This is a genomic window from Paenibacillus sp. FSL R7-0198, assembly GCF_038000415.1.
Taxonomy (GTDB): Bacteria; Bacillota; Bacilli; order Paenibacillales; family Paenibacillaceae; genus Paenibacillus.
Map to the genome: position 1 here is coordinate 439,431 of NZ_JBBOCB010000001.1, position 19,745 is coordinate 459,175.

Annotated in this window: 20 protein-coding genes and 1 pseudogene; 13 read left to right on the forward strand and 8 right to left on the reverse strand. The window is 42.0% G+C overall.

Annotation, left to right across the window (positions count from 1 at the left end; genetic code table 11):
• The first annotated feature begins 61 nt into the window (after positions 1 to 61).
• Positions 62 to 802, forward strand: coding sequence for a pentapeptide repeat-containing protein (locus MKY87_RS01675; RefSeq protein WP_340962630.1), 741 nt, complete (start codon positions 62 to 64; stop codon positions 800 to 802).
• A 169-nt stretch (positions 803 to 971) separates the two neighbouring features.
• Here the strand turns inward: MKY87_RS01675 and MKY87_RS01680 are convergent, their stop codons facing one another.
• The 3 genes from MKY87_RS01680 to MKY87_RS01690 form a co-directional block, all read right to left on the reverse strand.
• Positions 972 to 2,528: a glycine betaine uptake BCCT transporter gene (locus tag MKY87_RS01680; RefSeq protein ID WP_340962632.1), complete on the reverse strand. Its 1,557-nt coding sequence runs from the start codon at positions 2,526 to 2,528 to the stop codon at positions 972 to 974.
• Positions 2,529 to 2,783: 255 nt separating this feature from the next.
• Complete coding sequence (locus tag MKY87_RS01685) at positions 2,784 to 3,209, reverse strand: MarR family winged helix-turn-helix transcriptional regulator (RefSeq protein ID WP_036615356.1); 426 nt, start codon at positions 3,207 to 3,209, stop codon at positions 2,784 to 2,786.
• Positions 3,210 to 3,341: 132 nt separating this feature from the next.
• Positions 3,342 to 3,980 carry a nitroreductase family protein gene (locus MKY87_RS01690; protein WP_036615355.1) on the reverse strand — a complete coding sequence of 213 codons (639 nt, stop codon included), beginning with the start codon at positions 3,978 to 3,980 and terminating at the stop codon, positions 3,342 to 3,344.
• A gap of 284 nt (positions 3,981 to 4,264) precedes the next feature.
• Here MKY87_RS01690 and MKY87_RS01695 point away from each other — a divergent pair, with 284 nt between their 5' ends.
• On the forward strand, positions 4,265 to 5,200 hold the full coding sequence (locus MKY87_RS01695) for an NADP-dependent oxidoreductase (RefSeq protein WP_339783598.1): 936 nt from the start codon (positions 4,265 to 4,267) through the stop codon (positions 5,198 to 5,200).
• A gap of 101 nt (positions 5,201 to 5,301) precedes the next feature.
• Here MKY87_RS01695 and MKY87_RS01700 read toward each other — a convergent pair whose 3' ends face one another.
• A complete protein-coding gene (locus MKY87_RS01700; protein WP_247897659.1) occupies positions 5,302 to 5,559 on the reverse strand; it encodes a GlsB/YeaQ/YmgE family stress response membrane protein in 258 nt (85 codons plus the stop codon).
• Between the two features lie 157 nt (positions 5,560 to 5,716).
• Here MKY87_RS01700 and MKY87_RS01705 point away from each other — a divergent pair, with 157 nt between their 5' ends.
• From MKY87_RS01705 to MKY87_RS01715, 3 genes are all read left to right on the forward strand, one after another.
• Positions 5,717 to 6,424, forward strand: coding sequence for a response regulator transcription factor (locus MKY87_RS01705; RefSeq protein WP_340962634.1), 708 nt, complete (start codon positions 5,717 to 5,719; stop codon positions 6,422 to 6,424).
• 119 nt (positions 6,425 to 6,543) lie between these two features.
• Complete coding sequence (locus tag MKY87_RS01710) at positions 6,544 to 7,848, forward strand: sensor histidine kinase (protein WP_340962635.1); 1,305 nt, start codon at positions 6,544 to 6,546, stop codon at positions 7,846 to 7,848.
• Positions 7,849 to 7,973: 125 nt separating this feature from the next.
• Entirely contained in the window at positions 7,974 to 8,678 is a 705-nt protein-coding gene (locus tag MKY87_RS01715; RefSeq protein WP_340962637.1) for a hypothetical protein, read from the forward strand.
• Positions 8,679 to 8,801: 123 nt separating this feature from the next.
• Here MKY87_RS01715 and MKY87_RS01720 read toward each other — a convergent pair whose 3' ends face one another.
• The 3 genes from MKY87_RS01720 to MKY87_RS01730 form a co-directional block, all read right to left on the reverse strand.
• Complete coding sequence (locus MKY87_RS01720; RefSeq protein ID WP_340962639.1) at positions 8,802 to 9,818, reverse strand: sensor histidine kinase; 1,017 nt, start codon at positions 9,816 to 9,818, stop codon at positions 8,802 to 8,804.
• A gap of 274 nt (positions 9,819 to 10,092) precedes the next feature.
• Entirely contained in the window at positions 10,093 to 10,791 is a 699-nt protein-coding gene (locus MKY87_RS01725; RefSeq protein WP_249913575.1) for a response regulator transcription factor, read from the reverse strand.
• Entirely contained in the window at positions 10,781 to 11,740 is a 960-nt protein-coding gene (locus tag MKY87_RS01730; protein WP_340962641.1) for a phosphatidylinositol-specific phospholipase C/glycerophosphodiester phosphodiesterase family protein, read from the reverse strand. Before MKY87_RS01730 ends, MKY87_RS01725 begins: the two co-directional genes overlap by 11 nt.
• Before the next feature lie 340 nt (positions 11,741 to 12,080).
• Between MKY87_RS01730 and MKY87_RS01735 the strand changes: the two genes are divergently transcribed.
• Complete coding sequence (locus MKY87_RS01735; protein WP_091029903.1) at positions 12,081 to 12,509, forward strand: nuclear transport factor 2 family protein; 429 nt, start codon at positions 12,081 to 12,083, stop codon at positions 12,507 to 12,509.
• A gap of 652 nt (positions 12,510 to 13,161) precedes the next feature.
• On the forward strand, positions 13,162 to 13,347 hold the full coding sequence (locus MKY87_RS01740) for a hypothetical protein (RefSeq protein WP_339783588.1): 186 nt from the start codon (positions 13,162 to 13,164) through the stop codon (positions 13,345 to 13,347).
• A gap of 357 nt (positions 13,348 to 13,704) precedes the next feature.
• On the opposite strand, the gene MKY87_RS01745 is transcribed toward MKY87_RS01740, so the two are convergent.
• Positions 13,705 to 14,790, reverse strand: coding sequence for a DUF1648 domain-containing protein (locus tag MKY87_RS01745; protein WP_340962644.1), 1,086 nt, complete (start codon positions 14,788 to 14,790; stop codon positions 13,705 to 13,707).
• A 314-nt stretch (positions 14,791 to 15,104) separates the two neighbouring features.
• Between MKY87_RS01745 and MKY87_RS01750 the strand changes: the two genes are divergently transcribed.
• From MKY87_RS01750 to MKY87_RS01775, 6 genes and pseudogenes are all read left to right on the forward strand, one after another.
• Positions 15,105 to 16,079, forward strand: a complete 975-nt coding sequence (locus tag MKY87_RS01750; RefSeq protein ID WP_340962645.1) for a phosphotransferase enzyme family protein — start codon at positions 15,105 to 15,107, stop codon at positions 16,077 to 16,079.
• Between the two features lie 87 nt (positions 16,080 to 16,166).
• Entirely contained in the window at positions 16,167 to 16,412 is a 246-nt protein-coding gene (locus MKY87_RS01755) for a hypothetical protein (protein ID WP_340962646.1), read from the forward strand.
• Positions 16,413 to 16,632: 220 nt separating this feature from the next.
• Positions 16,633 to 17,196: a GNAT family N-acetyltransferase gene (locus MKY87_RS01760; protein WP_340914457.1), complete on the forward strand. Its 564-nt coding sequence runs from the start codon at positions 16,633 to 16,635 to the stop codon at positions 17,194 to 17,196.
• A gap of 96 nt (positions 17,197 to 17,292) precedes the next feature.
• A complete protein-coding gene (locus MKY87_RS01765) occupies positions 17,293 to 17,868 on the forward strand; it encodes a TetR/AcrR family transcriptional regulator (protein WP_339783582.1) in 576 nt (191 codons plus the stop codon).
• A 205-nt stretch (positions 17,869 to 18,073) separates the two neighbouring features.
• Positions 18,074 to 19,114, forward strand: a complete 1,041-nt coding sequence (locus MKY87_RS01770) for an NADH:flavin oxidoreductase (protein ID WP_340962648.1) — start codon at positions 18,074 to 18,076, stop codon at positions 19,112 to 19,114.
• A gap of 190 nt (positions 19,115 to 19,304) precedes the next feature.
• Positions 19,305 to 19,736, forward strand: a pseudogene (locus tag MKY87_RS01775) (substrate-binding domain-containing protein); the annotation flags it as partial.
• Between the last annotated feature and the right edge of the window lie 9 nt (positions 19,737 to 19,745).

Here is a 19,745-nt window from a genome sequence, read left to right on the forward strand (position 1 = left end):
TAATAACAATTTATGTCGAGGGATTGATAGGGTGAGAGGGATGAGAAGACTTGAGTCTGGTATGTCAGTAAACAACGAATTATTTTCTGATATTGTCAGGTATGAACACGAAACGATAAGCGAAACGACCATAATAAACTCAAATATTGGTTCACCCATATTTTGGAGCTGTAACTTGCAACATCTTATATTTGATACCTGCGATCTTACAAATGCGAGATTTTTTGCCGGTAGTACGATTGATCATTGTACATTTATTCGTTCCGACCTGCGCTCGGTTGGCATTGCCAAAGACGAAGCTGTTTTCACCAATTGCGAATTTTCCTCCTGCGATATGAGAGGCATGACCTTGGAGAACGCTACGTTTATCGACTGTACTTTTGTTAAATGTAGATTCAATGACCGGATTTTACGAGTGGCGAATATCGTCAATTGTTCCTTTACCGGCAAGCTAGTGGATATTACGTTTGAGGGAAATGGCAAACAAGATTTAATCGCTAATTTTGAAAACTGTATCCTTGACGGTGTTCGATTTGTGAGCTGTGACCTGACGCAATGTATTCCGCCAAAATCCAAAAACCATGTGTATGTTGAACAGGTATCCGCACGTGTGAAAAATGCTCTGACAAAGATAGACGATGACCCTAATCTATCTGACGATGATCGAAAAATACTGGTACGCAGTCTGCGCAAGCTTGAGCCTATGGAACAATATATTTTTAACACAGCGCATATGAAGAAAATATATGGTGATGTTTTTGTTGAACGATTTTTCAGTAGTCTGGATTGTAACATTGCGTAAACCTAAAGAATAGAAATTAATTGAAGATTGTATTTCAAGAGGCAAAATTAAAAACAATGATTGAAGTGAGAGGAAAGGGGCCGCTTTTGGTGACAAAAGTTGTCCTTTTTTTGTATAAGAAAAAGCCCGCAAGGACGCGGGCTTTTGTTAGTTTTACACTAAGTATACATTACCTGCCGGAAATTTCATTCAGCGAGATTTCTTGTTCCTCTAGCAGTCGTTTCAGCTTTTGGCGCTGCCGTTTTTCCTTCTGACGGCGCTCTTTGTCCTCAGCCTTTAGAGCCTTGAGCAGGGAGAAACACATACCGATAAGGACAATAGCGAACGGCAATGCGGTTACAATGGATGCCGTCTGGAGGCCAGTTAACCCCCCGCTGATTAGCAGTACTACCGCAATGGAGGACTGCATGATTCCCCAGGTTAATTTCACTCTTGTACTCGGGTCCAACTTGCCATCTGAAGTGAGCATGCCCAGTACAAAGGTAGCTGAATCAGCCGACGTAATAAAGAAGATCATGATCAGCATTGTGGCGATGAATGCCACGATCGTGCCCAAAGGCAGCTGCTCCAGCATAAGGAATAAAGCGGTTGTCGTATCTTCCTTGACAGCCTCTGCCAGATGAGCGGCATTGAACAATTCCATGTGAAGTCCTGTTCCGCCAAAGACGGAGAACCAGATAAATCCGAAAAGACTTGGAATAACCATGACGTAAATTACAAATTCCTTTATGGTTCTTCCTCTGGATACCCTTGCGATAAAAGTGCCGACAAAAGGAGCCCACGAGATCCACCATGCCCAGTAAAATAACGTCCATGCTCCAATCCAGGTTTCTCTTGAGAACGGCGTCAGTCTCAAACTCATGTTAATAATATTCTGCATGTAACTGCCCAAGGTTGTTGTGAATGTGTCAAATATAAAAGAAGTCGGTCCAGTCACCAATACAAACAACATCAATAATAAAGCTATAACGAGGTTGACGTTGCTCAGAATCTTAATACCTTTATCCAGACCGGAGGTTGCAGAGATTAAAAACAGTACGGTTACAACGATGATAATGACAGCCTGAGACAGTGTCGAGTTAGGAATACCGAATAAGTGATTCAGACCCCCGCCGATCTGAAGAGCACCCAATCCAAGCGAGGTCGCAACACCAAAGATGGTGGAAATGACCGCCAGAATATCAATAACCTTACCAAGCCAGCCTGAAGCAAGACGCTCACCTATCAGAGGAATAAAGGTGGAACTGATCAGCCCTTTGTATCCTTTCCGGAACTGGAAGTAAGCAAGCGCTAAGCCGATGACGGTATAGATAGCCCAAGGATGTAGCCCCCAGTGGAAAAAGGAATAACGCATTGAAAGTATGGCTGCTTGCGTTGTTTCGGGTACCGCCCCCTCAGGTGCAGATAAATAGTGGGACAGCGGTTCAGCAACTCCCCAGAAAACCAGCCCAATGCCCATACCCGCGCTAAACAGCATGGACAGCCAGGAAACCGTAGAATATTCCGGCTCATCTTCGTCATCCCCGAGCCTAATGCCGCCAAATCGGCTGAACGCCAGATAGAAAGCGAAGATCAGGAAGAACAGTGTCGCTAGCAAATAAAACCAGCCAAAATTCTGAATAGAGAAGTTGTAGGCAACATTAGCCACATCCGCCAGCTGATCAGGAGCGACGGCTCCCCATATTGCAAACAGTGCAACGATGATAATTGTGATTGTGAATACCATGATGAGACCTCCGTTATGTAAGCTTCAGCCAATTGTTCCTTAGTATGTGCTAGTCCAACTTGTAATATTTCGAAAAGCTAGCTGTTGATAAATTAAAACAAACCGCCATGTAATGAAACACTCAGCGGTTTGTTTTGATCTTGCCTGAATAATATATGGCCTATAATCTCTTGTTAATCTGAGATATTGTATCATCTAACTAGTTTTATTCATTTATGAAAAAAAATCTGAAGAAGGCTGACTGTTATCGTAAATTTACAGATCCTTCAGATTATATTGCATGCGTGTAAGCATGTCGGTCATCATTGCAACTTCTTCTTCACTGAAATCCAGTATCATCTGATGAAGAAACTGGTTTCGATCCTGCTTGAAATTCGCGATATGCGTTAGCCCTTGTTCTGTTAACCGGACGAAGGTTTCCCGATGATCGTCGGGGTTTCTTCTTCGTGACACCAAACCGTCTGCTTCCAGTTGCTTCAAATGGCGTGTAACAGCAGCACTGTCAATATGAATGGCCTTCTGCAAATGGCTTTGTGTAACTTCTTCATGAAGATAGAGATGATACAGCAGAACGTATCGTGAGGAGCTGATCCCCGTACAACGTTCAAATTTAGGTTTCAACTGATTGCTTATATTTTTAAGTAATATTAATAAGGTTTCTTGTTCCAGCGAACAATTCATGTTTGCCCCTCCTTGAATGGTGCAGAATGTCTTGAAAAGCTTCTTGTAACAAGGGCAGATTCCTTCCAAGACATTCAGCAACTAAAGGCAACTATATCACAATGTGGAGACTGCTCGCACTATCGCTTTGAATCATGCCCAAAACGTGGTCTCTTCGGCTGGCATACGGTAGGAGGTGTATCCCTCGCTTGCAGCTTTTCCAATTGTCAGTAGCATGACTGGTACATAGCGTTCTTTATCCAAGCCAAACACTTCGGCAATTTGATCTTTTTCATAACCGCCGACTGGATTGGTGTCATACCCATGTGCACGGGCAACCAGCATCAATTGCATGGAAACCAGACCGGCGTCAAGCATAATGACATCGTTCATTTCAGCATCGGACATGTTGTTATAGATCGGTTTGAATGCCTTCAACTGAAAGTCCTTAACATCTTGTGGCATTAAGCCATGCTCAACAGCTTTTCCATAGATGTTTTCTGCATAATCGAAGTTGTTTTTGTCCGCAAACACGGCAATGACAGCAGAAGCTTGAGCGACTTTTTCTTTGTTAAAGCGGGACAGTGGGACGAGTTTTTCTTTTCCCTCTGGAGTATCCACCACAAGGAAGCGCCAAGGCTGCATGTTGATGGAGGAAGGGGCAGTGCTAGCTTCATTGATGATTTGAGTCATTTCTTCCCTGCTGATTTTTACGGATGAATCGTATGTCTTAATGGAGCGGCGTCCATAAATAATTTCGTTAAAATCGTTTGTTTGTTGGTATGGTTTCATAATAGTTACTCTCCCTTTATATTTAGTTGATCCATCAATATTTGACTAGTCAATTGTTGATAAGTCAACTATAAACGATAACTAAGTCCATTTCAATCGTTTTTTTATGTAAAAATATCACAATAAAAGCAACATTTCCGACAATTCTAACTTAACTTTTGCATAATTTTATCCTGGTTGTTTAAAAATGAGTAAGGATAATATGCATGAACCCCAGTGACTGGATACAAATAAATAATCGAATAGCACGAAAAAGGCTATTAGCTTAAAGGAGTGTTACAAAAATGAAAGCAGTTGTGATTAATCAATATGGAAGTAAAGAAGAGTTAGTTGAACAGGAAGTGAATAAACCGAGGGCAGAAGCCAATCAAGTGGTTGTAAAACTAGAGGCTACATCCATTAATCCAATCGATTGGAAATTAAGAGAGGGTTACTTAAAAGAAATGTATGACTGGGAATTCCCTATTATCTTAGGGTGGGATGTAGCTGGGGTCATAACTGAAATTGGTTCAAACGTTACCAAATGGAAAGTTGGAGATCGAGTATTCAGTCGTCCTGATACAACACGTTTCGGTTCGTATGCTGAATATACAGCAGTTGATGAGCACCTTCTGGCAAAACTACCTGATTCAATCTCATATGAGGAGGCTGCGGCTGTACCTTTGGCTGGTTTAACAGCATGGCAGGTACTGTTTACTCACGGCGATCTAAAAGAAGGTGAAACTGTACTTATTCACGCTGGAGCTGGTGGTGTAGGTATGTATGCCATTCAATTAGCAAAACATGCTGGCGCTCATGTTATTACAACAGCAAGTGAAAAAAATCATGAACTTCTTTATTCGTTAGGTGCTGATCAGGTCATTGATTACAAAAAGGAAAACTTTGAAGAGATTCTAAAAGATATAGATTTAGTGTTTGACACGATGGGTGGAGAAGTAGCTGAGAATAGCTATAAGGTGCTTAAGCCAAATACCGGAAGACTGATTACCATTGTTGGTGAACCCAATCATGATACTGCTAAGTCTCACAATGTATTAGCAAAGGGGATTTGGCTACAGCCAGATGGTGATCAATTGCAGAGAATGGCAGATCTGATGGAAGAGAAAAAGATAAAGTCGATTGTAGGGGCAACCTTCCCGTTTAGTAGACAGGGTATTTATGATGCACATGCTTTGAGTGAAACTCACCACGCTGTGGGTAAAATCGTCATTACATTTTAAAAAAGGACCGTAAGTGTTCATCTTCCATCGATGAATGCTTTCGGTCCTTTTATGTTTACCCTGTAATAATGAACGACTGGATCGGTTTACGCCTCTCTTGGTTAACGTCTTCGGAAGGCTCCGCCGCGTGCCAGAGCGAAGAAAATGAGCAGGGCAATAATCGAGCCAACAATGGCTGGAATAATATGAAATCCGCCAATCACCGGTCCCCTTGGTCCCAGCAATTCCGTTCCTAACCAGGAACCGATAAAACCCGCAATAATGTTCCCAATTACACCGCCCGGTACGTCCCGCCCAATCAAGTTGCCGCTTAACCAGCCAATAAGTCCACCAACAATGAGTACCCAGAGCAGATCCATGGATTGTTCTCCTTTCTTCGGGTTTATTACAAGTTATGTTGGGTTCGTTGGAATATACCTCATCTTCCTGTTGGTGGAGGAATCTAAAGTGTCTGTGCTAAGATGGGTTAATAATTGATTGAAGCTGGTGAAAACAAGGCTAGATAGGGGTGTACAGTTGAAGAAAATCCTAGTCATTGATGATGAAATCGCAATTCGAGATTTAATTGAGCTGGTGCTAAGGCGTGAAAACTACGATGTGCAGACCGCAGAGGACGGCAAAACGAGCATGCAGCTGCTCGACTCTTTTCAACCCGATTTAGTGGTACTTGATCTGATGCTGCCAGACTGCTCCGGATATGACCTGTGCAAGGAAATTACCAGAAAACGTGCCATTCCAGTGATCATGCTTTCTGCGAAAAATGAGGTAATCGACAAGGTGTTGGGACTAGAGCTAGGGGCCGAAGATTACATGACCAAACCCTTTGACAATCGTGAATTGCTCGCTCGGATCAAGGTGATTCTGAGAAGAAACGAGAGCAGGGAGGACTCAAGTGAAGGGACAGAAGTACAATCGACACGTATCCTTCATGAAGAGCTGACTTTTGACTTAGAGAGCCGAAGAGTGCTGAAAAACGGTATAGCCGTGTCTTTAACGGCCAAAGAGTTTAAAATTCTGGAAACGTTACTCAAAAGGCCCGACAAAATCTTTACCAGGGATGAACTGCTGCAGATCGGATGGGGATATGACTTTATGGGAGACAGTCGCAGTGTGGATATGACCATCATGCGGTTACGGAAGAAGCTGGAGGATAACGCGGACGAACCGAAGTATGTCAGGACGATCTATGGATTTGGCTATCAACTTGGAGGTGGCGAGGCCTGAAGTATGCAACCCGGTTACTGCTGAATTATTTATTTTTCTCCGTACTGTCCTTTGGCATCATCATTTTTGCGGTCAATAAAGCCATCGATTACTACAGCTTCATTACCATTGAGAAACAGATGATGGAGAAGGCGGATCTGTCCGAGTTGTCCTTCCGTGAGGTGTTATCACAGCATAGGTCATCTTCAGGAGAGCCCCAGACCAAGGAAATTGTCAGACTTGCTCTGGAGAAGCTGAAAGCTTCAGGCAAGGAAGTACGTATCTATGACAGCTCCAAGCAGTTGCTTGGCTTGGCTGTGGATGGCATCATCATTAATGATGGCAAACCTCTTATTTTTGAAAAGAATATAGAGAAAGCCCTGAGCGGCAGTTATGCGTATACCGTCACGGAAGATCATCTGCTTTATTTTGCGACACCCATTCAGGATCAATTCTACGAGAACGCTTATGTGTATGAGTTCGTGGAGGACATTTCCTACTTTTATGCGATTATGGATCAAATCCGTTATATCCTGTTTGTCGGCGCAGGCGGATTTATTGTACTGATTACGTTATCCAGTCTGTGGATTGCCCGCAACACAACCAAGCCGATTAAACTGTTGCTTAGCGCCGCGCAAAGTTTCTCTAGGCAGGAGTTTCGGAGAGTTCATCTAAACCGGAAGGATGAGCTGGGCATGCTGGCAGATGGGCTGGATTCCATGGGGCGGCAGCTTAATGATTACATTCAGTACCAGAAACAATTTGTCTCCAACGTATCTCACGAGTTAAAAACACCCTTGGCAGCCATTCGTGGTTTCTCTCAATACTTGGTTGAAGGGGAAAACGAGGACAAGGAGTTGCAAAAAATCTATGCTCATCTGCTGCAGGAATCGGATCGGCTGACACGCTTGATTAATGAACTGTTGTTGTTATCCCGATTCGACAAGGCTGGTTCTAACGAACTGGAAGTTGAAAAGACGGAAATGAACGAACTAATTCAGGAAGTCACAATGAATATGGGAGCCAAGGCCAAAGATAAAGGAATCGAGATTATGTTCAGGGAGGATGAAGCGGAATCGGATGATAAGCTTCTGACGAAAGTCCACGCCAACGTAAATCCAATGTTGATGTCCCATGCGATCGCCAACCTTGTGGACAATGCCATCAAATACTCAGGAAGTCACTCACAGATTAAAGTAGAGATGGAGCATACGCCAAGTGAGGTGGTTATACGGATACGTGATCAAGGGATCGGCATCGCGGGCGATGAGCTGGAGAGAGTGCAGGAACGTTTTTACCGGGCGAAAAATGCAAGCACAGCGAACGGTTCAGGTCTTGGACTTTCCATTTGCAAGGAGATTGTAGAGCGGTTTAATGGATATATCGACATGGAAAGTCAAATCGGGGAAGGTACAACCGTTACGATTGTTTTGCCTCGTGCGTAGACCTGCATCTAAACCCAAGCCTAAATAGGTAACGTTACAAGATTGGTACATTTCTGTTATGAGACTAACAAATGTTTTATTTATAATCACTTCATAAGAACAAATCACACATTTATGGAGGGATCATGATGAAGTTAACAAAGAAAGCTGCAGGTTTTATCGTACTAGGTGCTTTACTAACGGTGGCATTAACGGGCTGTCAGTCCAGTGAGGCTACATCTCCAGCAACCGGACAGAACACGGCAAATGAACAAAGCAAAGGCGAAGGAGCAACCAATTCTAATACGCCTGCTTCCGAAAATTCGGAAGAAAAGGGTACTGAAGCGATTAAAGAAGGTTCGATGGAGAAGGAAGGCAATGTTGTGCTGAAGGAGCTTGCTTTTGTCTATAATGAGCACACCATCGCGATTTCGGATACAGCGAACGAAGATCAGATGGAACAGATGCTGGGCAAACCGGATAACCTGAAATCACATACGTACACTGCCGACGATGGAACCAACATGGATACGTTAATCGGTTTTACCGAAAAAGTGTACACGTATCCTGGATTGGAGATTAAAACAATCAGTATACCGGAGGGAAAACAAGACTCCATCTTTCATATCGAAATCACTGATCCTAAGTACACTACAGTGCGAAACATTAAAGCAGGAGATAGCCTGGATACACTCAAAAACGCCTACCCTGAGGGGAAACTGCTTGGTGATGGAGCTCCAGATGAAGAGGATGACTTCCGTTACGAGCCATCCAATTATGTGGATGTGATGTCGTTTCATATCAAGGATGCCAAGGTGGAGAGCATTCAGATCTACAGCCTTCTGGACTAATATTTAGGAATCGATGTTGGTAAGCCATTCATACGATTCACCTTTAATACCTAAATAAAAATGAAAAGTTAACCCTCATACTCCTGAAAAGGAGCATTGAGGGTTAACGTAGTTTTAGGACTTTTAAATTAAGCGCTGCTTGGGCAAATGCAGAATAACGTTGAATTGATCACCATGAATTTCGATTTTGATCTCCCCGCCGTGCAGCTCAACGATACTTTTCACAATGGACATCCCTAGGCCGGAGCCTTCTGTCTGGCGAGATTCATCTGCTCTTTTGAAACGTTCGAACAACTCTTCCGCAGCAAAATCAATCTCATAAGCAGCAGTATTTTGTATTTTGAATAATACCAGATCATCAGACTGGTCCAAATAAATATAGATTCTGGTTCCTGGAAGCGAATATTTCTGCGCGTTGCCAATTAAATTTTCGAATACACGCCAAATTTTATTGCCGTCCAAATGTGCATGGATGGGGAATTTCGCGATCCTCTCCCGAATCTCAGGTGACGCTTGTCCCATACTGGTGTTGGACTCGGCAATCGCCTGTGTCAACAAGGTCGCGACATCGACGTACTCAATATCGAGCTCCACTGTACCGCTGGCCATCTTTGAGATTTCGAACAGATCTTCAATCAACAGCTTCATCCGTAGCGCCTTCCGGTCCAGGGTTTCAATATAGGCTCGGGTAGTCTCCGTAGACAGATCTTCTTTTTTTAATAAATCAACATAGTTGATAATAGAAGTAAGCGGGGTCTTCAAATCATGCGATACATTGGTAATCAGCTCTGTTTTTAACCGTTCGCTCTTCATTTGATTCTCCAGCGCGCTTTGATACCCGGCTTTCATATTGTTAATATAGCCAGCAAGCTTGGATAGGTCATCCTTGCCGGTATCTTGAATCGTATTCTGAATATTGCCTTCGGCAATTTCTTTGCTCCCGTTGATGATAGCGATGAAACGTCCAAGCTTGGAAAGGATATACGGAACCAGAAACAGCACATACAGCAATACATAAAGTATGAACAAGCCTTGTTGATATATGCTGTAATATGTGGCTGCCTGCCAGATACAAATGCCGGCTATCGCGGTTAGCAGAAGCATCATGATGATGCCAAACGTTAGTCTCCAGTTCTGCATACTGGCTCTAAGACCGGTTCTCCAGCTATGAAAGTAATCCATCAGCAGACTGCCATGCCAGAAGGAACGCCTACTATGAGGTGCCTTAAAATAAAGAAACAATCTACTTGCCAGTAAGCAAAGAATAATTACGGCAAGCAGTGCCTGGATGTAACTTGAAGTAGAGTAGCTAATACTCAACCCCGTGTATGAATACGAGTTTATGAGTAAGAGGATCCATAAGATGGCGGCGACAATGATGACAATAAGGTCGATGGGGACCTTCCGATCGGCTTTATTTTTTTTCGATTTTGTATCCAATTCCCCATACCACCTTTAAATATTTTGGGTCTTTAGGATTGATTTCAATTTTTTCACGGATGTTTCTCACATGTACGGCAACCGTATTGTCTGAAGTGAAGATCAGTTCATTCCACACGCGCTCATAGATCTCTTCGATCGAGAAGACTCTGCCCTTGTTCTCCATCAGCAGCTCCAAAATTTTGTATTCTTTCGGGGTTAGTCTGACGTCCTCACCATCTATCTCAACAGTCTTTGAGCTTTTGTTCAGCACAAGTCCTCTTACTTGAATGAGCTCATCCCCGTTTGACTGGAAGGAACCTAAATTCGTAAAGCGGCGCAGCTGAGATCGGACTCTGGCGATTAACTCAAGAGGATTGAACGGCTTCGTAATATAGTCATCAGCGCCAACGTTCAGTCCCAAAATCTTGTCGCTATCTTCTGATTTGGCGGAAAGCATAATGATCGGTATATTTTTGTTTTCACGAATTTTAAATGTCGTTTTAATTCCATCGAGCTGTGGCATCATGTTGTCCATGATAACAAGATGAATGGTTTCTTGTTCAAGAATTTCCAGCGCCTCCAATCCGTTAGAGGCAGTAAATACATCCACATCTTCGCTTTTCAAATAAATAACGAGCGCTTCTCGAATTTCCGGTTCATCGTCTACAACAAGTATGTTATTAATAGCCATTATTTCTCACCTTCATCACGATATTTCTTATACTTACTAATCCGGAACTCATATATCCCGAAAATTCAACATGGCTGGGGAGAGCGTCTGCAAGCATTAGCTCCTCCGGCGATTCTTCCTCATCCGTGTAAAATCCATGCACCCCGAACCTGGACAGAATCTGCATAACCGGTCTGCTGTTGACGGTGTGAACATAACTTTTCACCCCAAACTTATGTAGTGTTGGAACTAGATTGGGGTTTAAATACACGCGATATACAGGCATGGCAACCGCTGTCAGTTGTTTGTCCCTTACGAATTCTACAATACTTTCGGCGGAGGCGCCAGTTTTGTAAAGTGAATATATTTTGTGTGGAAAGGGGTAGATTCCCATAACCGTGTCATACATTTCCGGGCTGAAAATTTCAGGTATAATCCGGTTAAGCAGGGCAGGGTCCGTACGGCGTGCCTCATTGACCAGATGCCCAAACTGCTGCTGAATTTGCTCTTTGCTGCCTGCTTTCGTGTCCACAATTAAGTCAAAATCAGGATATTGCTGCATCAGTTGCAGGATGTCCGGCAGGGTAAGAGGGTGGAATCTTCCCATGATAAGCGAGTTTGCAAACTGAAGCTTGGTTACGTTTCGTCCGTGATGAGCGGCCAAATCCGGCTGTAGCTTCTGTGACCAATCATGTCTGGCTACAAGATTCCCGTCCGTCGTCTGCACAAGATCAACCTCGAACAAACGGTACCCTCGATTGTAATTGGTTATAAATGCTTCATAAGAATTGGTGTAACTAGCACCGTCAACGCCACCAAATGCATGTGCAATAAGCCTATTTTCCTGCCAGCCGCTGGTGCCAGCTATAGAGTCCGGATGATTCTGACCTGTTCTAACAAGCCCCCAGTTGCACCAGACCATTCCTACCGTAATGACTATGAGTAAGGTTAACATCATCGTTTTCTTCATTCGTTCTGCTCCTTCGTTATCCCGATTTAAGTCATGCTACAGGACGCAAATGAAGAAGGAGTGGTATAAAAACGAAGGAATTTATGAAGTTTGTACATTTCACTACAAACGATATTTCTTCTCTGAAGACCTCTCTCCGAACCTGTAGGGATTCTTAAAGTTCTCATAAGATAGATACTAGCATTTTCAACCTCTTTTTTATTGTTCGAAAATTTTCGAATTATGTATTGCAGCTATGTGGGAAGTGTGATATATTTCTTTTCAGGCCAAACAGTTCGAAAATATTCGAACTGAAAACTATACTACGTAAGACAGTATAGAAAATACAGGAGGTAATAACATGTCCAATACAGCAACCGCTGGCAATACTACTAACTCTCTGAAAACCGATGCAAACATCACGATGTTAAATAATTATTTTCGCTTGTTTGATGCATCTCGCACTGACGATCGGGCTATGAAGGACTTGTTATCCTTATTTACGGAGGATGTCGAAGTTATTTCGAACGGTAGCAGCCGAACAGGATTCGAAGTAGTTATTAAGACTATTTATGAATACAACAAAGACATTAAACATATGTGGGATGCATGGGTACTTCAGCCCGACGGCAGTTATCGAACTAACTGGGCAGTATGCGGTCAAGCAGTAGATGGCACGGTTTTCACCAAAGAAGGTATAGATATTATGCGTTTAAATGAAGAGGGAAAGATTATGTATATGAAGAACGTGCAGACGACTGAAGATGCTTACAATGAATATTTCTCGTAAGGGTAGTTGTTACTTAGGTCTTTGGTAAGAAACAATTGCTGGTTTGCTACATAGTAACCCATTTTTTTTGATCAGTAGGCATAATTTTATCGACTTATATTTTAGATTCACAGCATTTGTGGCCTTCAACCGAACTATCCTAAAACTAAAGAAACCGATGGAACTTTACATTTGTAAATGCCCATCGGTTTTTATTTTATCTCAACAATAAGATACCTTCTTATTCTGGTGAAAATAGGTCAGGCTGAATAACTGGGCTAGGTGCGTTGCGTAGAGTGAGCCTCGTGCTAATCTAACATGATTTTCTCGTTAACCATCTGATAGTAATACTCATCCATCTGTTCTGCCGTAACATCTTCTTCAAGATGATATATCCACCACGTCTGCATTGAAGTCGATTGCCAAACTGTTAGAGCTAGATATTAAAAAAGTGATTACGTATCATGGTAACGAAGTTACAAATCAGATTAATGACAGTCTCCAGAAGATTGTAAATATGAAATCTATCATTGACCACGAGTGAGGAGAAATTAACCTGGAAGCAAGCAAAACTCTTTTAATGGAATAACTTATCATGATGAAGTCGTCATTTTCGCGGCTTTGTTTATTTTGTGACTATTATGATGGGTAGTAGAAATAAAGTTACCCTTGAGTGCATAGTGCGATCGGACAAGTTGGAATGGCTGCAGGTGCGGATATCGGGGGGATTGCTGTCAACCACAACTTGTTGAACTATATTCCATGGATCGGTGCGCTTGCCCTTATGATTGGTGTTGTAACAACGTTGCTTGATAACTCGCTATCTAAAAGAAAACAAACTAAACATTCTTTGCAATGAATAAACACTTGTTTCATCTTCGTTTGATACTTGGGGTTAACGATATACGAATAGCTGTATTCAAAATTGGCCTATAACAAAACTACTTTCTTCTCGTTCAACCTAATGGGAAACATCACCTCTATAGCAACAAGAAAGCAACTGACCCATGTGATCAGCTGCTTTCTTTGTTTTATAATTCATAACTCATTAACCCAATAGCAATCAGTAGATACATCGTTGGAAGGAAGCTTCCTGAGTAGTCGTATAATAACCCAATGAAAGTAGGTCCAACTGCTGGCATAACATCAAAGTCGAATCACGCCACAGGTCTGCCCTAGCTAGAATACTCCGGCGAGTACTAACTTCCAAGCCTTGTTACACGACAACTAACAGTACGATAATTCCGAGAAAAATCAGCCAGCATACTGGGTGACCGAAATTTAATCCCCAGCCGACTCCGAATCGTTTCTCGACGATTAGGTTTGGATCCTTGCGATTGAAATAAATCATACCTAATAGCCATTTATCATCATCATGGACAGGTCTGAAATTGGAGCGATCTGCCGATTGCTCCAAGCGGCTTCCGCCCTGACCAGCCCAGAACGATAAGGCTAAGGCGTATAGGATGATAAAGGCTATTATGATTAGGACAATGGGAATAGCGAAATTGATGTTAAGCAGAGATATCATATTTAGTTGCACGACGGACAACAGGATAACTATTAAGAAGCTTGCTGTAATCATAAAACCTGACCAAGTACGGCGGAAAGTTACGTCTTGTCTGATGGAACGGTTCGGATCAGTGGGTTGAACCTGCTGCTTCACTCTGCGAATACTCCAATTCTCAAATATGAACACAAGTATTAAGAACACTTGCATTATCGTAGGCATAAACACAGAACTATAAGATTTAGCTGCATAGCCATCTACGTTCCAACTGCTGTTGTAATGGATCGGAATCTGGTCAGGAATTAGTTCGTAGTTGAGTAGCACAGTTACAATACCAACAACAATAATGAAAACATGAATGAGGAACCACTTACTAGACAAGCTAATGTTTCTTTTCCGAAAACCAGTGTCCACTGCCATGATCGATAGTTCCAGAGCAATAGGCAGCATAGGCAGTAAACTTTTCATTTTGAAATGATAGCTAATGTTTATGACTAGGGAGATTACGACCATGGCGAGTGAATAAGTGACAATGATCCAACTTTGTTGCTTGGAATGTTCATCACCGTATATTAGGCAGATGATACAAACAATGAATAGGATGGTATGCAAGGTAGCACTAATCCTAGCATATGACTTCCGCATCTGGCGAAGAGGTTCGCTGTGAAATTGTACAGCGCTGACGGTGACCCCAAAACTAATCGTCTCTCTTGTTAAATAAGGCATGCTTATCATGAGTACAATGGTAGGTACACATACAAGGATCATTACTATAACAGGCATTATCGTCATATCATTCGCCTCCTTTTATACATAAGTGTGTATTCGAAAACTCTGTAACCTTTAGACATATGCGATGCATCACTATGTCTTTTGGCGTATGATATTCTTTTAACTTAGGGTAGGTAATCGACTTGAATATAAGTTAATTATAATCGATTTTAGTGGATATGGGTGAAATTAACATTTGTTTAGACCTTTTTGCTACGCAGCGAACTCATCTGACAACGCAGTAAAGCTTAGTTATAATCAACTTTTATCACCATACAATAAAGTTCACTTGGTAAAATTGTGAAGTCAAAATCACATTAACTGGAGTGGATACTATGCTTTCTGAAGAAGATTATGCGAAGGTGGCAAAAGAAGCTTTACATCAATACCCAATCTATTGGGAAAAACTTGTGTATCTCGGAAAGAGTGATAATGTTACATTTCAAGTTCAGACCAACGATGCTCATCAAAAGTTTCTAATCAAAATCCATATCTCAACGATTTCCATTCAATCAAAAGGGAATATCACATCAGAGCTTATTTGGCTTGAGGCTTTGGTTAAAGATACAAATCTCGTCGTACCTGCACCTGTCAGAAATCTTCAAGGTGATCTGGTAACAGAAATATCAACTCATCTTAGCGAAAATACAATCATGGTGACTATTCATCATTGGATTCATGGAAGCATACTTCAAAGAGAGCCAACAAGTAATGAAACTGAAAATTTGGCTCTCTTAATGGCGGCTCTACATAAACATTCTATGCAGTGGAATGCACCTGAAGGCTTTATTAGACCAATATACAATTCTGATCATTTATATTCATCACTTCATCAATTAAAACGGTTAGTAAATTTAGAGCTTATCTCAAGTGAAGTGTTTGTTCATGTGGAAGAGTCAGCACATAAAATAGCAAATGTGATACAACATCATAAACGTTTGCCAAGTAACTGGGGAGTTATTCATTCTGACCTTCATGAGAGTAACTATGTTTTTTATGAGGATACTCCTCAACCTATAGATTTTTCGAATTGTGGCTATGGCTTTTATTTATTTGATATGGCTGAAACATTTTTGCATCTTTCATCAGATAATAGGAAAGTATTTATTTCATCGTATAGCAAAGTAAATCAACTGGAAGAGAATTATGTCGAGTTATTAGAAGCATTTTTTATTTGGTCAATCATTAGGACTTTCGCATTCCATTCTCTAAATCCAAATGAACAACAATCCTTAGCGACAAATTTTCCATCAGTTATTCAAAACTATTTTAAGAAATATCTTAAAGGAGAGAAATTTTTGTTGAACTAAGGAGTAGTTAGTGTAATTTCCCGTTTGAGATAACGTTATAATATAATCAGAGTTTAAGACATGAATACAATAAATGGAGGGGTAGGATTGAACAAGTATGTGTTACATATAGTTGCAAGTGTAATTTGCATATTGTTACCTGCTGTTGGTCTCTTATATGTTTTGTGGGATAGCCACCAACCCAAAATAGGACCTGTAGGAGACGGAAAACCGAATTATCCTTCAATATCTCAATGGATATCCATTGGCTCTTCTTTTATTCTTGGAATAGTTAATTTACCTCTTTCCATAATTCGATATAGACAAAAGACTAAAGAAGATATTAAAAGTTAATGCTTATTACGCTGACGGGCAGGATAGATGAATTTTGTGAATATACGTCAGGTATGCGAACGATAAAAACATCAACTTTTAAGATTAAAGACATGCTACAGTCTTCAGAATCGCAGAATTCGTCAAAGGAAGTATAAAAGAACCAGGCAGTAGAGTGCCTATCGTCAGGCAAGAGAAGGGTGATCACGATAAATCTGAATTAAAGCTGGAGGCGAATGAAATGCTGGAATTAGAGTTTACGACTATAGAGGAGTGGGATGAAGCATTGTGGGCGCGGATGGAGCGAATCTATCATGAGGCTTTTCAAAGCGGTGCTAAGACAAAAGCGATTCTGCGCAGTATGCTGGACCGGAAAATTGGTAATTTACACATGGGCGTGCATCATGGTGAAGTGGTTGCGATGGCTGTTACTGGACTGGAGGGGAAGGCTGCGGACCGCATTCTGATCATCGATTACCTCGCGGTTGAACAGAAGCTGCGCGGGTTGGGCATAGGGACCTGGATGCTGGAGCAGCTCAGAGCCTGGGCGTTAAGGGAACACCGGATCAAAGGTATGATTATCGAGGCGGAGTTCGGGACAACGGAGGCTCATCAGGAACGCATTCAGTTCTGGCAACGCAACGGGTTCATCCTAACCTCCTATGTCCATCAGTATAGAATGGTGCCAGAGCCGTATCAGGCAATGATGCTGCCAATGGATACAAGTATGCATGTGCCTGATGATGGTGAAGCACTGTTTCGTTATATCAATGCTTTTCACAAGGTTGCTTACCGGAAGAGTTAGACCGCATTCAGTGGACCTGCAGGAAATTACCGTAGAGATTAGGATGAAAAATGATCAATTCTTGACTGCATGGTCAATAACTGATACATTAATCCCATGAGCAGACCAAGAGAATTTGATGTCGATCGTGTATTACACCAGTCTATGGAAGTATTCTGGAATCAAGGGTTCAAAGCAACTTCATATGAGGACCTTACGCGTACTACAGGAGTCAAAAAGCAAAGTTTGTACTGTGTTTTTAAAGACAAGCGATCGTTGTTCCTGAAGGCGCTGGCACTTTACCGTGAACAGGTTATAGCGAAACTGAAAGAGATTGAAACCCTGGATTCGTCTCCCGTTGATAAACTGGATACCTTACGATATTCCCTTTTAGACGATGAAACTGGCTGCCAAGGGTGTCTAATTGTGAATGCATCACTCGAATTCGGAACAGATGACGAGCAGGTCACCCGCGAAGCTGAGCTCATGGCAGAAGAGATTCAACTGGTATTAGATAAGATTATAAGTAGTGGCCAGAAACAACAGTTAATTTCCAACCGGTATACGAGTATAGAGCTTGCATCTTATCTAAATAACACCATCCTTGGTGTGAGAGTTATGGAGAAATCTGGTTCATCCCGTGAACAGATCGAGACGGTTCTGCGTACTTCATTTGGCATGATCATGTCTTGATCTTTTTTTTGTGAAATTCTTGACTACGAAGTCAAAAATAAATGAAGGCGGATCAATACACCACGAAACCTTGAAGGAGGTGGGGCTTTTCGATAAAGATCGTGTATTGATTCATTTGGAAGTAACATCTAGTTGTTAACCAGGCTGGTTGCTGTTTAACATCTCCTAGGTCAATTTATATAAAATGAAATATGTGGAGGTTATTATGAATTATTCTCAATCCGTAGAAGCATTGTTCCAACCTATAGAGTTAGGTCACTTGAAGTTATCCAATCGGATCGTGATGGCGCCAATGACGCGTCAATTTTCTCCGGACGGTATCCCGGGTTCGAATGTTGCGGGCTATTACCGCCGCAGAGCAGAGAACGCAGTGGGGCTGATTGTGACGGAAGGGACAATAATTAATCATCCGGATGCATCCAATCAAGCCAATGTGCCGCACTTTTATGGCGAAGCTGCAATGAATGGTTGGGCACATGTTGTATCTGAAGTACATGAAGCTGGCGGTCGAATTATTCCACAGATCTGGCATATGGGAGCCAAAGGTCATGTTAATGATTATTCGGAAGCTGAGATTGCTACAATCGTTCAGGAATTCGCAAAAGCAGCCTCAGAAGCGAAACGCGTTGGGTTCGATGGTGTTGAAATCCATGGAGCACACGGCTATCTGATCGACCAATTCCTGTATGAGAAAACCAACTCTCGTACGGATCGTTATGGTGGAGATATGATGGCTCGCACACGTTTTGCAGTTGAAGTGATTGAGGCTTGCCGTAAAGTAGTGGGATCGGAATTCCCTATTGTACTGCGTTTATCTCAGTGGAAGACAGATGATTATCAGGCTAAATTGGCTGAAACACCGGAATTACTGGAGCAGCTTCTCGCACCGTTGGTTCAAGCTGGCGTCGATATCTTCCACTGTTCCACACGCCGTTTCTGGGAGCCGGAATTCGAAGGGTCTGATCTGAATTTTGCTGGTTGGACCAAAAAACTCACTGGTAAACCGACAATCACTGTTGGATCGATTGGTCTTGATGGTGACTTTACAAGTCTGTTCACAGAAGGTAAAGGCGCAAGTAACGTCGGTATCGAGGGATTGGTACAACGACTTCAGAATGATGAGTTTGATCTGGTTGCTGTAGGCCGTGCTCTTCTAGTCGACCCTGAATGGGCTAAGAAAATTCAAGAAGGACGTACTGATGATCTGGTTCCATTCACAAGAGAGGCGATGACTGTACTTACTTAATTGTAGTTATAATCATTAAGAATATGTATTAATCAAACACACCTTCAAGAGAATGAAGCCTTGTCGTAAGATAGGGGAGATCATCTTGGAGGTGTGTTTGTAATGGCAACCAGAGTGAGTTATCCGGTAGAATTAAAGATGAAAGCCATAGAAATGAGACTGGCAGAGGTTTCAGTTTCGGAATTGAGAATTGCTGGAAGAACATTTCCGATTGTTAACTGCTCCAGATCACCCACTCCCCAAACGAACTGTGCTGCAATTGGAAGATTTTCATGATGAAGTGTTCCTGACAAATGAGAAGGGTTGTCCATATCGAACGATGTTTGATCGATCATTTGAGAAAGAGGGCATTGATAGCATCACATATTTAGAGTTTCAAAGTGCCGAGGCTATTAAACAATGTGCAATTTCAGGAATCGGTATTGTCTTTCTTCCTGAGATCGTCGCGAAATCTGAAGTTGAACGTGGAGAACTTGTTGTCCTCCCATGGCAAATTCCGGACTTGCAGGTAGATCCACAGATGTTGTGGCATAAAGACAAGTGGCTTTCACCAATCATGTTATCTTTCATAGAAGCAACCAGGGAAGTTATTGGTTCACTGAATGAGACTAAAACTGTATAGTTTATGTAT